Source organism: Pseudomonas sp. (assembly GCF_050739935.1).
Lineage (GTDB): Bacteria > Pseudomonadota > Gammaproteobacteria > Pseudomonadales > Pseudomonadaceae > Aquipseudomonas.
Genome location: NZ_JBOICF010000100.1, coordinates 1 through 12,246, shown reverse-complemented (window position 1 = coordinate 12,246; position 12,246 = coordinate 1). Strand labels below are relative to the sequence as shown.

Annotated in this window: 10 protein-coding genes and 2 riboswitches; of the genes, 5 read left to right on the top strand and 5 right to left on the bottom strand. The window is 60.9% G+C overall.

Features of this window, described 5'->3' with window-relative positions; translation table 11 throughout:
* Nucleotides 1-247 precede the first annotated feature (247 nt).
* On the bottom strand, nt 248-1,567 hold the full coding sequence (locus tag ACRER8_RS20080; RefSeq protein ID WP_431747953.1) for a sigma 54-interacting transcriptional regulator: 1,320 nt from the start codon (nt 1,565-1,567) through the stop codon (nt 248-250).
* Between the two features lie 385 nt (nt 1,568-1,952).
* On the opposite strand from ACRER8_RS20080, the gene ACRER8_RS20075 reads away from it, so the two are divergent.
* The gene (locus ACRER8_RS20075) at nt 1,953-2,219 is read left to right on the top strand and encodes a hypothetical protein (protein ID WP_431747952.1); all 267 of its coding nucleotides are present in this window, start codon (nt 1,953-1,955) and stop codon (nt 2,217-2,219) included.
* A gap of 4 nt (nt 2,220-2,223) precedes the next feature.
* Here ACRER8_RS20075 and ACRER8_RS20070 read toward each other — a convergent pair whose 3' ends face one another.
* The 4 genes from ACRER8_RS20070 to cobW all read right to left on the bottom strand — a co-directional run bounded on the left by ACRER8_RS20070 (nt 2,224) and on the right by cobW (nt 8,968).
* A complete protein-coding gene (locus ACRER8_RS20070) occupies nt 2,224-2,880 on the bottom strand; it encodes a vWA domain-containing protein (protein WP_431747951.1) in 657 nt (218 codons plus the stop codon).
* A 20-nt stretch (nt 2,881-2,900) separates the two neighbouring features.
* Nucleotides 2,901-3,926 carry an ATP-binding protein gene (locus ACRER8_RS20065; protein ID WP_431747950.1) on the bottom strand — a complete coding sequence of 342 codons (1,026 nt, stop codon included), beginning with the start codon at nt 3,924-3,926 and terminating at the stop codon, nt 2,901-2,903.
* A gap of 195 nt (nt 3,927-4,121) precedes the next feature.
* Nucleotides 4,122-7,886, bottom strand: a complete 3,765-nt coding sequence (gene cobN, locus ACRER8_RS20060; protein WP_431747949.1) for a cobaltochelatase subunit CobN — start codon at nt 7,884-7,886, stop codon at nt 4,122-4,124.
* Nucleotides 7,887-7,888: 2 nt separating this feature from the next.
* Nucleotides 7,889-8,968, bottom strand: a complete 1,080-nt coding sequence (gene cobW / locus ACRER8_RS20055; RefSeq protein WP_431747948.1) for a cobalamin biosynthesis protein CobW — start codon at nt 8,966-8,968, stop codon at nt 7,889-7,891.
* 131 nt (nt 8,969-9,099) lie between these two features.
* Nucleotides 9,100-9,322: riboswitch (cobalamin riboswitch) on the bottom strand.
* A 166-nt stretch (nt 9,323-9,488) separates the two neighbouring features.
* A riboswitch (cobalamin riboswitch) is annotated at nt 9,489-9,703 on the top strand.
* Between the two features lie 98 nt (nt 9,704-9,801).
* On the opposite strand from cobW, the gene ACRER8_RS20050 reads away from it, so the two are divergent.
* From ACRER8_RS20050 to cobM, 4 genes are all read left to right on the top strand, one after another.
* Nucleotides 9,802-9,987, top strand: coding sequence for a CbtB domain-containing protein (locus ACRER8_RS20050; RefSeq protein ID WP_431747947.1), 186 nt, complete (start codon nt 9,802-9,804; stop codon nt 9,985-9,987).
* An 11-nt stretch (nt 9,988-9,998) separates the two neighbouring features.
* The gene (locus tag ACRER8_RS20045; RefSeq protein WP_431747946.1) at nt 9,999-10,718 is read left to right on the top strand and encodes a CbtA family protein; all 720 of its coding nucleotides are present in this window, start codon (nt 9,999-10,001) and stop codon (nt 10,716-10,718) included.
* The gene (locus ACRER8_RS20040; RefSeq protein ID WP_431747945.1) at nt 10,715-11,125 is read left to right on the top strand and encodes a cobalamin biosynthesis protein; all 411 of its coding nucleotides are present in this window, start codon (nt 10,715-10,717) and stop codon (nt 11,123-11,125) included. Before ACRER8_RS20045 ends, ACRER8_RS20040 begins: the two co-directional genes overlap by 4 nt.
* A gap of 128 nt (nt 11,126-11,253) precedes the next feature.
* Nucleotides 11,254-12,000: a precorrin-4 C(11)-methyltransferase gene (gene cobM, locus ACRER8_RS20035; protein ID WP_431747944.1), complete on the top strand. Its 747-nt coding sequence runs from the start codon at nt 11,254-11,256 to the stop codon at nt 11,998-12,000.
* The last annotated feature ends 246 nt before the right edge of the window (nt 12,001-12,246 follow it).

The window sequence follows — 12,246 nt, the reverse complement described above, 5'->3', positions numbered from 1 at the left end:
CAAGCCGTGGTCCATCGAGTAGTGCCGAGCGACCTTGCGAAACCCCTCGTCACCGTTGATGTAAGCCTTGATGGCCGTGATTTTGAATTCGATGGAATACTTGCCCATGGAGGACACTCCCAAAAGTTTGGATTGGTGTCCAACTTTTTGGGAGCAGTTCAAATCCGCGTTGCTTGGTGGAACGCCGCCGGCAAAAGAGTATCTACAGGCAACTGCACTCACTATTGACTCGCCGCTGATACGACACTCAGCGAATCTGATGCTTGTGCAACAACCGATAAAACGTTGGCCTGGAAATGCCCAGCACCTTGGCTGCGACGCTGAGGTTGTCGCTGTGCCGAGTAAGCACGTCGCACAGTGCCTGACGCTCCGCCCGGGACTTGTATTCATCCAGGGTGCCCATGCTCGAACTGATTTCCTCTTCACCCAGCAATCCCAGGTCGAAGGCTTCGATCTGCCGCCCTTCGGCCAGCACCAGGCCGCGACGCACACGGTTTTCCAGTTCACGGACGTTGCCCGGCCAGTCATGCTTGCCCATGGCGACCAGCGCATCCTGACTGAAATTGCGTGGACGGCGCCCGGTTTCCTGACTGTAGAAATGCGCGAAATGATTGGCCAGCAACGCCAGGTCACCATGCCGCTCACGCAGCGGCGCCGTCCCCACTTGCAACACGTTGAGCCGGTAATAAAGATCCTCTCGAAAGCGTTTCTTGCGAATTGCCGCCTCGAGGTCCACGTGGGTCGCCGCGAGAATGCGCACATCCACCGCGATACGCTCCGCGCCGCTGTCGATATGTCGTTCCTGCAGGAAACGCAGCAGATTGGCCTGTACGTCCAGTGGCAGATCACCAATCTCGTCGAGAAACAACGTGCCGCCATTGGCAGCTTCAATACGCCCCGGCTTGCGTTTCGGGCTGCCGTTTAGGCCGTCCGTCTCATATCCGAACAACTCGGCCTGCAACTGATGCTCGGCAATGGCGCCGCAGTTGATCGACACGAACGGTTGAAGACGACGCTGGGATTGCATGTGCAGTGTGCGCGCGATCAGTTCCTTGCCAGTGCCGGTTTCACCGCGGATTAACACCGGCGATTCGGTCGGCGCCAATTTGGTCAGCAAGCGCCGTAGCTCACGGATCGGCCTGCTCTCGCCGAGCATTTGATGCTCCGGCCCGTTGCCATACCTAGGACCTTGGGCACGCAAGCGCGCCATGCCGTAAGCTCGCCCGAGGGTCACCTGAACCCTTGCGACATCGAACGGCAAGGTGTGGAAATCGAAAAACCATTCGCAGACGAAATCACCGATCAGCTCGCGCCGCAGGTCATCGGCGGTCAGCACGGCAATCCATTCAGTGTGGCTGCGGCTGATCAGATCCTTGATGACCTGCGGCTGTTCCAGATGTTGCGGCATCAGTCGGATCAGTCCGACATCACACGGACGAGAAGCGGCGGCTTCAAGCGTGCAGCTGTCCACCTCCCAGCCGGCGATGCGCAAGCCAGGAATCAGACGCAGACACTCTTCGCTCGGTTCGACAATTAACAGCCGACGGATCGATGCCGGTTCATGCATGAGAAATTCCTTGGCGCCAGGATGAATAATTCGAGCGAAGAAAAAGTTTTAGAAACAGTGCCTTGGCGGCTCTGCTCGATACATTAGCAAATTTTTGACACGCGCTTGGACCGTTTAAATATAAGGCTAAGATCGAAAGGTGATTAGCGAAGCGGCAGAGCTATTAACGAGGAAAACGGCCGAAGAATCAGGGCTATAAACACGTGGAAAAAGGCCAGATAACTGCTGAGGCGCTCTGAATTACCGGCGATGTTCTGGCGAGAAAGATAAAAAAATTCGAAATACCTGTGACTTCACCCACGGCGTGCGTCATCAGTACTAGTACCAACCGCTCGGGAAGCCCGCCGGCGGTGGCTGAATTGATACGGGCACTTGAGGACTTTCCATGAACGCCCCTTTGCGCTTTAACGATGCTCTGCTGATCGCCGGTCACGCATTCGAACCCTTCCGCTGCGTTGCCTGGGCTCCACAGGACGGTGACGGCGTGCTGAACCTGACCGTCGTCGATCGCACAAGCACCCGTATCGGTCGTAAGCAGATCCCGAGCAGCGCCTACTCCGATCCAAAACAGCTGGCGCAGTTTCTGGAACAAGCCCGCGCCGAAATCAGCGGCGAAGGCTACAGCCTCGAACCCTGGACCATGCCTGCCTGAGCGTTCATCTGAGTGCTGAGTGTTTTATCCCATCGATGTGGAGATATTCAGCTTCCAGCAGACCGGCCAACTCGACTGCCCTGCCCAATCTGATCGGCCCTCGCTCCATGTCGATCAACAGGCTCGGGCAGGCGAACGCCGCGACAGGCGGGACGTCCTTGACTCGACCATCGGTGAGAATCAAGACCCGTTGCGACTCGGCGAGATAACGCTTGCGCCGTTTCCCAAGCCACTGACCCGCCTGATCGATGGCCTCGAACAACGGCGTGCCGCCGCCCGCGCCCAACGTCTCCAGCCACGGTTGCAACGCTGATCCTGCCTTGAGCCCATGGTGCTGCCAGCGCGGGCTGCCGCCGCTGGCGGTAAGCAGTGCCAGCCGTGCGCGTTGTCGGTAGGCGTCGTCAAACAGCTGGGCCAGCAGCCCCTTTGCCTGAGTCAAGGCTTGGTTACGGCGGGTCGAAGCCGATGCGTCAACAATCACTAGCCATAACGTTTGCTCACGCCGGGTTCGGGGCTGACGCACGAGATCGATACGGCTTTGCGGACGTCCGCGCAGCAGGGTTGGCAACCAGGCGATCGCGCCATCGACACCCGACCGCGCCGCACCGCTTTTACCTCCCTTGAGGTTACCTGGCCGGGGCCTGGCATCCGCCGCCGTCATCGGATGAGGGCGGCGGATGCCTAGGGCTTTTTTGGCCAGCTCGGCACTTCACGACGCGCGCCGGTGGCAAGCGCTGGCGCAGGCATCTCGCCCCAGTTGCCCTCGCCATGTTCCGGTGGTGTGTTCGGCGATTGCGCCGGAGTGTCCGATTTGGACGAGGATTGTTGCAGGGGTGATTGTGGCGGCGGCGCTTGAGTGTCACGCCGACGATGGCGCAGCGCGAACTCGGCCACTGCATCGATATCCTCAAGGGCAATCTTCGATGCTCCACGCCAGGCCGCATGCGCCCGCGCCGCGCGCAGCCAGACCAGATCCGCCCGCAGACCATCGACCCCGGCGGCATAGCAGCGCTGGGTAATGGTGGCCAGACTCGCGTCGTCCAGTTCGATGTTCTCCAGCAAACCTCGGGCGGTTTCGCATCGGTCCTTCAGCGCCTGCTGTCTGCCTGCCCACTGCTGACAGAAGGCTTCGGGCGCGGCATCGAAATCCAGCCGGCGACGAATGATCTGACCCCGTTGCTCAGGCATGGTCTGGCCATTCAAGGCGACATTGAGGCCGAAGCGGTCGAGTAATTGCGGACGCAGCTCGCCTTCTTCCGGGTTCATGGTGCCGATCAGCACGAAGCGCGCCGGGTGGCGATGGGAAATGCCGTCGCGCTCCACCAGGTTGACCCCGCTGGCGGCCACATCCAGCAGCAGATCGACCAGATGATCCGGTAACAGATTGACTTCATCGACATACAGGACGCCGCCATCCGCCTTGGCCAGCACACCCGGCGAAAAGCTCGCCCGTCCTTCGCCTAGCGCAGCGTCCAGATCCAGGGTGCCAATCAGCCGCTCTTCGGTCGCGCCCAGTGGCAAGGTGACAAACTGCCCGCTGGCCAGCAGATCCGCCAGGCCTCGCGCCAATGTCGACTTGGCCATGCCACGCGGTCCCTCGATCAGCACACCGCCGATCTTCGGATCGATGGCGGTCAAGCACAGCGCCAGCTTTAACTCATCGGCGCCGACCACAGCGGCCAGGGGGAAATGCGGGATGTCGGTCATGGGTTAGGCTCTGGTTCCGGTTTTGGTCCAATTACACATGGTTGGAGCGATAAAATCCGCTGTGGGAGCGAATTCATTCGCGAAGTGCTCCGCCAGACGCCAAAGATAGGTCGCCTGTGATGACCTCTCACGAATGAATTCGCTTCAACAGTCTGAATCGCGTCAGGTCAGATCCATTCGTAGAATTTAAAAAACTCATGTCTCTTCTATATCCAGCAAAAGGTTCTCCAACGCTTGGCGATACTCCCCCGGTTCCTCCCATAACCCACGCTGCTGCGCCTCCAGCATGCGTTCGGTCATGTCGCGCAGGGCATCCGGGTTGTGTTGCTGGATGAATTCGCGGGTCGATGGATCGAGCAAATAGGCATCGGCGAGCAAGGCATACTGGTGATCGTCGATCAGCTCGGTAGTGGCGTCGAAGGCGAATAGAAAATCCACGGTCGCCGCCATTTCGAACGCGCCTTTATAGCCGTGCCGCTTGACCCCTTCGATCCACTTCGGATTGGCCGCCCGCGAACGCACCACCCGGTTCAGTTCTTCTTTGAGGCTGCGAATCTTCGGTAGGTCGGGTTGGCTGTGATCACCGTGGTAGCTGGCAACTTTGTCGCCACCGAGGCTTTCCACGGCCGCGAGCATGCCGCCCTGAAACTGGTAATAGTCGTTGGAGTCCAGCAGGTCGTGTTCGCGATTGTCCTGATTCTGCACCACAGCCTGTACCTGGCTCAGACGTTTGGCGAAATCATCGCGCGCCGGCGTGCCTTCATCCGACGCGCCATAGGCGTAACCGCCCCAGTTCAGGTACACCTCGGCCAGATCCGCCCGGGTCTGCCACAAGCGGCCGTCGATCGCATTCTGTACACCCGCGCCGTAGGCACCCGGCTTGGCACCGAAAATTCGCCAGCCGGCCTGCTTTGCCGCCTGCTCGACACTCAAGCCGTCGCGCTCCAGTTGCGCACGCTCTTGGCGTACGCGTGCCGCCAACGGGTTCATGTCATCGGGTTCGTCCAGTGCTGCAACCGCCTGAACCGCTGCATCGAACAGGTGAATGAGATTGGCGAAGGCATCGCGGAAAAACCCTGATACTCGCAGCGTCACATCGACCCGGGGGCGATCCAGCAGGCTCAGTGGCAGAATCTCGAAGTCGTCGACCCGCTGACTGCCCGTGGCCCACACCGGACGCACGCCCATCAGAGCCATAGCCTGGGCAATATCGTCGCCCCCGGTGCGCATGGTCGCTGTACCCCATACCGACAAACCGAGTTGACGTAGATAATCACCATTGTCTTGCAAGTGCCTTTCCAGCAACAGATTTGCCGATTGAAAGCCGATACGCCAAGCCGTCATGGTTGGCAGATTTCGTACGTCTACCGAAAAGAAATTGCGGCCCGTTGGCAGTACGTCCAGCCGTCCCCGACTGGGTGCGCCACTGGGTCCTGCCGGGACGAAGCGGCCATTCAGAGCATCCAGTAAACCGCGCATTTCAGCGGGTCCACAGTTGTCCAACCGAGGCGCCACATCCTCTAGCACTGCATTAATAAGGCACTTTAATTCTTTGTTTTCAAATGAATTTATATCGAGATACCCGCTCATGAGCTGCTCGATGAGACGCCCCGCATACAGCTCAAGCCGCTCGCGTGCATCGCCCAGCGTTCGCCAGGGTTCCGCGCTGACTTCAAGTAATACATGAGGTTTAAGACCCGTCCACGGCTCGCCCAGATTGCAGTCCAGCGGGTCGAACTCAAGATTGAGGGCGTTACTCAAGGCACGCACCAGACTGGCGTTCGCGCCCCGACCATCACCGCGTGGCACCCGCAGGATCGCCAGCAATGTATCGATGCGCAGCCGCCCACTCGGCGACTCGCCGAACACGTGCAGGCCGTCGCGAATCTGCGATTCCTTCAAGTCGCACAGGTACGTGTCGAGTCGCGGCAACCAGATCGCGGCATCAGCGTCACTGTTCAGGTCTTCATCCAGCGCGAGTTCACGATCGATATGGGTTTCGCGAACCAGCTTGAGAATGTCCTTTTGCAGCTCCCGAGCACGCCGAGGGTCGAGCAGCTGCGCTTCGTAATACTCGTCGGCCAGCAGCTCCAGATTGCGCAACGGCCCGTAGGTTTCTGCACGGGTCAGCGGTGGCATCAGGTGATCGATGATGACCGCCTGGGTGCGCCGCTTGGCCTGTGCGCCCTCGCCCGGATCGTTGACGATGAAGGGATAGATATTAGGCATGGCGCCCAGAATCGCATCCGGCCAGCAGTTTTCGGACAGCCCGACCCCCTTGCCCGGCAACCACTCCAGATTGCCGTGCTTGCCGACATGGATCACGGCATGAGCGCCATAGCTTCTACGCAGCCAGAAATAGAACGCCAGATAGCCATGGGGCGGCACCAGATCCGGGTCGTGGTAGACCGCGCTGTGATCAACGTCGTAGCCCCGCGCAGGTTGAATGCCGACGAAGGTCAGGCCAAAGCGCAGTCCGGCGATCATCATTCGCCCGTTGCGGAACATCGGGTCGAGCTGCGGCGCGCCCCAACGCTCGATCACCGCAGCCTGATTGGCGTCGGGCAGGGTCTGGAAAGCCGCTAGATACTCATCCATCGCCATGCTTTGATGGCACGGGCGTTGGTCAAGGCTTTCCGGGTCGTTGGTCACGCCGCCGAGCAGCGCATGAATCAGCGTCGTACCGTTGTCTGGCAGGCCCGCGATGGGATAGCCCTCACCCTGCATCGCTTTGAGAATATTCAGCGCGGCCGCCGGGGTATCCAGACCGACGCCATTGCCGATGCGGCCATCGCGGGTCGGGTAGTTGGCGAGAATGAGCGCCACTCGCTTGTCGGCGCTGGCCGTGCGCGCCAGCAATACCCAGCGGCGTGCCAGTTCGGCGACGAAATCCATGCGCTCGGGCTGAGCGCGATAACAGACCACGTCTGACTGGCTGCGTTCGCTGTACCAGGCCAGATCCTTGAAACTGATCGGCCGGCTGATGATCCGTCCGTCCAGTTCCGGCAGCGCGATGTGCATTGCCAGATCGCGGGAACCCAGCCCCTGTTCGCTGGCCTGCCACACCGGCTCGTTGTCCTGAGCGCAGATGGCCTGAATCACCGGAATGTTGCGACGGAACGGCCGCAAGTGAGGCGCTTCCGGGCTGGACTGGGCGAAACCAGTGGTATTGAGGATGACGTCGCATTCAGTCTCATCAAGCCAGTCCTGCACAGCGTTGAGGCACGCGGGCTCCTTCAGGCTGGCGACAGCGATGGGCAAAGGATTCAAGCCTTGCCCTAACAACCGCTCGCAGAACACATCGATAAAACCAGTGTTGGCCGCCTGCAGGTGCGAGCGGTAGAACAGCACCGCCGCCACTGGCTGATCGGCGCGCCAGTCCGCTTGCCAATCGACAAGCCCGGCGCTGGCCTTGCGTGGATGGTAGATCGTCACACGGGGCAAGGTCTGCGGTTCTTGCCAAAGGTAATCGCGGTCCAGCCAGCGACTGGCCAGACAATGAAACAGCTGTAATGCGTTTTGCATGCCGCCCTGGCGCAGATAATGCCAGAGCCGCTCGCGGTCTTCGGCCGGTTCGGTGCTCAGATCACTGAGTTCCGGATCGGGGCGGTCGTCCCCCGGCACCAGAATCAGCTTCACGCCCTTTGCTGCCAGCTCGACCAGCCGCTCGACGCCATAGCGCCAATAGCCAATCCCGCCATGCAACGAGATCAGGATTACCTTGGCGTGGCGCAGCACTTCATCGACATACAGATCGACCGAGGCGTGATTCTGCACCTGCATGGGATTGGCCAGACGCAAACTGGGGTAATCGTCCGGCAATTGCTGCGCGGTTTCGGCGAGCAGCGCCAGATGGGAATCGCCGCTGCACAGAATCACCAGCTCGGCGGGGGTCTGGCCCAGGTCCGCGATGCTGTCATCCGGGACGAAGCCGCCGGGCTGCGTGCGCAGCAGGTGCATGACTAGGCCTTGCTCTCAACGGCGATGAGGGCAGCGCGCAGCTGGGCTTCGAGCACCGCGGCATCCAGCTCCTGGCCGATCAGCACCAGATGGGTCAGGCGCTCTTCATCCGCTTTCCAGGCGCGGTCGAAATGCTTGTCGAAACGGGTGCCGACACCTTGCACCAGCAGGCGCATCGGCTTGCCAGGAATCGCAGCGAAGCCCTTGACCCGCAGAATGCCATGTTGCACGACGGCCTGAGTCAGGGCGTCGAGCAACAGTGCTTCGTCGGCCTGGGGCAGCGAGATGGAGATCGAATCGAAGGCGTCGTGATCGTGATCGTCGTGGTCATCACCTTCATGATGATCATGATGCGTCTTGCGACCGTCGATGTGCAGTTCGGATTCGGCGCCCAGGCCCAGCAGGACGCTAATCGGCAACTGGCCCTTACTGGCTTCGATGACTTTCACCGCAGGCGGCAGCTCTTCGGCGACTTCGGCGCGCACGGCAGCCAGGGCGCTGGCGTCGAGCATGTCGGCTTTGTTGAGAATGACCAGATCGGCGCTGGCCAGTTGGTCGGCGAACAGTTCGTGCAGCGGCGATTCGTGATCCAGGTTCGGATCGAGTTTGCGCTGGGCATCGACCTGATCCGGGAAGGCGGCGAAGGTACCGGCGACCACGGCCGGGCTGTCGACCACGGTAATCACCGCGTCAACGGTGCAGGCATTACGAATCTCCGGCCACTGGAAGGCCTGCACCAGCGGTTTGGGCAGCGCCAGGCCAGAGGTTTCGATGAGAATGTGGTCCAGATCGCCGCGGCGGGCAACCAGTTCCTGCATCACCGGGAAGAACTCTTCCTGAACAGTGCAGCACAGGCAACCATTGGCCAACTCGTAGACCCGGCCAGTGGCTTCTTCCTCGGTGCAACCGATGGTGCACTGCTTGAGGATGTCGCCGTCGATGCCCAGTTCGCCGAACTCGTTGACGATCACCGCGATACGACGCCCTTCAGCGTGATCGAGCATGTGACGCAGCAGCGTGGTTTTGCCCGAACCGAGAAAGCCGGTGACGATGGTGACGGGAAGTTTGGCCAGTGTCTTCATGGTTGCCCTCAGGCGCAGCGGCGGGCAAACAGGACGAGAACCGCGCAACCGTCGATGTCGACAGGCCCGCCGTTCGATTCGCCACCGGATCACCCCGCCCGGTTGTAATGAGAATTCGTCGGGCTGTCTGAAAACAGGCCCGTATCGAGGCAGGTCTCCTGGCTCACGGCGGCGAAGGTGCTGGCATCATCGCCAGAACAAACGCGTTCATCACGCCTTCCCGCTCGCGCAGTGGCTGTGCAATGAACCCGACCGTTTACAGTTGCGGGGGCAGCTGTGGCTTTAACCACATTCCCTTCTTAGCGCCGATCCGGATAACGACCGGGTCGGCGAACCTCAAGTGCGCAAGGCTACGCAGTGGCTGTGTGAAGGTCAATGTGCGAACCGGCAGGAACGAGGCCGGGGTTCGCATGGTGTGCGGTGAAAGGCGTCGTCCGGACGCCGCGCTATCGCAAAGGGGACCGCGCGAATCCTGCTGATGGCGCCGCGTCTGATTGACTGCCGCCCGGCTCCGTGGTCTCCTACACGCCTTGTTACGGGTGCCCTTCACAGGGTGAAACGGGAAACCGGTGCGTGCAGACATCGATGTCTGTGCAAGTCCGGCGCTGCCCCCGCAACGGTAAGCGAGCGAAGAGTCAGATCCACTGTGTCGATCAGCGATATGGGAAGGGACTCTTGCAGGCATGCGCCATGCCCCTCGCAAGCCCGGAGACCGGCCCGACAATGACACATCACAAACCCGCGGTGGGCGGGCGCTGTCGAGTCCGCTACTGACATTCGTCAGTGGCTTGCTTTGCGCCTTCCCTTTCGCCGACATTCCAGAGGGAAGCGCCATGTCGATCAGCACCACCAGCCAGACCACCAGCAACGTCAGCACCCAGAGCCAGCGCCTCACCGCCGCCATCAGCGCGATGCTCCTCGGTGCGTGCCTGGTCTACTTCGCGGGTTTCTCGCACATCGACGCCGTGCACAACGCTGCGCACGATACACGTCACAGCTCCGCCTTCCCTTGCCACTGAGACCTGCCGTCATGTTCAAGCGAATTGCTCAAACGGCCGGTTTCACCGGACTGCTCGCCGCGCTGCTGTTGACCCTTCTGCAGAGCTTCTGGGTCGCCCCGCTGATTCTGCAGGCCGAAACCTACGAGAAGACTCCCGCCGCCGAAACGCATCAGCATGGCGAAGGCGCGATGGCCGCTCACGTTCACGATGAGGAGGCCTGGGAGCCGGAAGACGGCTGGCAGCGCGTACTGTCTACCACCGGCGGCAACCTGGTGGTTGCTGTCGGTTTCGCCCTGATGCTGGCGGCGCTGTACACCTTGCGCACCCCAGGCAAAACCCGCGAGGGCGCACTCTGGGGCCTGGCCGGTTTCGCGGTCTTTGTACTCGCGCCAACACTGGGCCTGCCACCGGAGCTGCCAGGCACCGCCGCCGCCGATCTGACCCAACGGCAGATCTGGTGGGTCGGTACCGCAGCCTCTACCGCTGCAGGATTGGCGCTGATCGTGTTCGCTCACAACTGGCTGCTGAAAGTGCTGGGCGCTGCGATTCTGCTGGTGCCGCATGTGCTGGGCGCGCCTCAGCCGGAAGTCCATTCGGCGCTGGCGCCTGCCGCGCTGGAGGCACAGTTCAAGGTCGCGTCATTGTTGACCAACGCCGTGTTCTGGGTGGCGATGGGCCTGATCAGCGCGTGGCTGTTTCGCCGTCACGAGGCGCAATCGGCTCAACCTGGCCTGAATCCCGCGCTATGAATGAAGCGGGTTGCCGACCAACGCTGGTTATCGGCCTCGGGTGCCAGCGTGGCTGTCCGGCGTCCGTGCTTCAGGGTCTGATCGAGGTCAACCTGCTTGAACATCGATTGAGGCTGGCCGATATCACTGCCCTCGCCTCCATCGACATCAAGTCTTCAGAGGCAGGGTTGCTGGAGCTGGCTGAACAGTTGGGGCTGCCCCTTGGTTTCTTCAGCGCTGACGAGCTGAGCGCATTCGAGACGCAGTTGAGCCATCGCTCGGAGATCGCCTTTGATAGCACCGGGTGTCATGGCGTGGCGGAAAGCGCAGCGCTGGCGATGGCATCGCGCTTGAGTGGATCGCCTGCCAGGCTGGTGATCGAACGGCGGAACAGTTCGCGGGCTACGTTTGCCCTGGCTTTGGCCTAACTTCCTGCAGCAGTCCGGCTTACCGGCGATATCTGTCTCAGAACCGCTACCGTTGGCAAGCCGACTGCTACAGGTTCGATTTTCAGCCGCGAGATAGCGCTTTAATCCCAACAGAATCTGGAGATTCCATGACCGTTTATTTCATCGGCGCAGGCCCGGGCGATCCGGATCTGATCACGGTCAAGGGCCAGCGCCTGATCCGTACGTGTCCTGTAATCATCTACGCCGGATCATTGGTCCCAGAGGCCGTTCTTGAGGGCAACCAGGCCGTTCAGGTGACCAACAGCGCCGAGTTACACCTGGAACAAATCATCGCCTTGATGAAATCCGCTCATGCACGCGGCCAGGATGTCGCACGCGTACATTCCGGCGACCCAAGTCTGTACGGCGCCATCGGCGAGCAAATCCGCTGTCTGCGGGAACTGGATATCCCTTTCGACATCATCCCCGGCGTGACTGCTACCGCTGCCTGCGCCGCCTTGCTCGGTACTGAACTGACGCTGCCTGACATTTCGCAAAGCGTGATCCTCACCCGCTACGCCGACAAGACCGCCATGCCTGAGGGCGAAGAACTGGGTGAGCTGGCGCGGCACAAGGCGACCATGGCGATACATCTGGGGGTAAATAATCTGGGGAAGATCGTCGCTGAGCTGACGCCACATTATGGGGATGACTGCCCGATTGCCGTAGTTCATCGCGCCAGCTGGCCGGATCAGGATTGGGTGGTCGGCACGTTGGCGGACATCGAGGAAAAAGTAAGGGCCAAGGGATTCAGGCGTACGGCGCTGATACTGGTGGGACGAGTGCTGGGGAATGATGTGTTTGGCGAATCATCGCTGTATCGCGCGGGCCATGCCCATCTCTTCCGGCCATAAGAGCAAAACAGCGAACGATTCAGCGTTTAACCACATCGATAGCAAACCCGCACGCGGCCTTGCCGACGACCGCGCCCTCAAGAATGCCACCGCCGGCAAACCGGGCTGCTACAAGCGGCGAATGTGTCTGTACCAATTCCACCAGACCGTGGAGGAGCCGGGCGGATAATGAAAATTCCGGCATGCCGCCGCCCGTAGGAGCCGGCTTGCTGGCGAACGCGGAGTGTCAGGCAACATATCCATACC

Bases quoted from the DNA above. Each gene is read 5' to 3' on its own strand.
- ACRER8_RS20080 (WP_431747953.1), bottom strand. From the start codon at position 1,567: ATGCATGAACCGGCATCGATCCGTCGGCTGTTAATTGTCGAACCGAGC.
- ACRER8_RS20075 (WP_431747952.1), top strand. From the start codon at position 1,953: ATGAACGCCCCTTTGCGCTTTAACGATGCTCTGCTGATCGCCGGTCAC.
- ACRER8_RS20070 (WP_431747951.1), bottom strand. From the start codon at position 2,880: ATGACGGCGGCGGATGCCAGGCCCCGGCCAGGTAACCTCAAGGGAGGT.
- ACRER8_RS20065 (WP_431747950.1), bottom strand. From the start codon at position 3,926: ATGACCGACATCCCGCATTTCCCCCTGGCCGCTGTGGTCGGCGCCGAT.
- cobN (WP_431747949.1), bottom strand. From the start codon at position 7,886: ATGCACCTGCTGCGCACGCAGCCCGGCGGCTTCGTCCCGGATGACAGC.
- cobW (WP_431747948.1), bottom strand. From the start codon at position 8,968: ATGAAGACACTGGCCAAACTTCCCGTCACCATCGTCACCGGCTTTCTC.
- ACRER8_RS20050 (WP_431747947.1), top strand. From the start codon at position 9,802: ATGTCGATCAGCACCACCAGCCAGACCACCAGCAACGTCAGCACCCAG.
- ACRER8_RS20045 (WP_431747946.1), top strand. From the start codon at position 9,999: ATGTTCAAGCGAATTGCTCAAACGGCCGGTTTCACCGGACTGCTCGCC.
- ACRER8_RS20040 (WP_431747945.1), top strand. From the start codon at position 10,715: ATGAATGAAGCGGGTTGCCGACCAACGCTGGTTATCGGCCTCGGGTGC.
- cobM (WP_431747944.1), top strand. From the start codon at position 11,254: ATGACCGTTTATTTCATCGGCGCAGGCCCGGGCGATCCGGATCTGATC.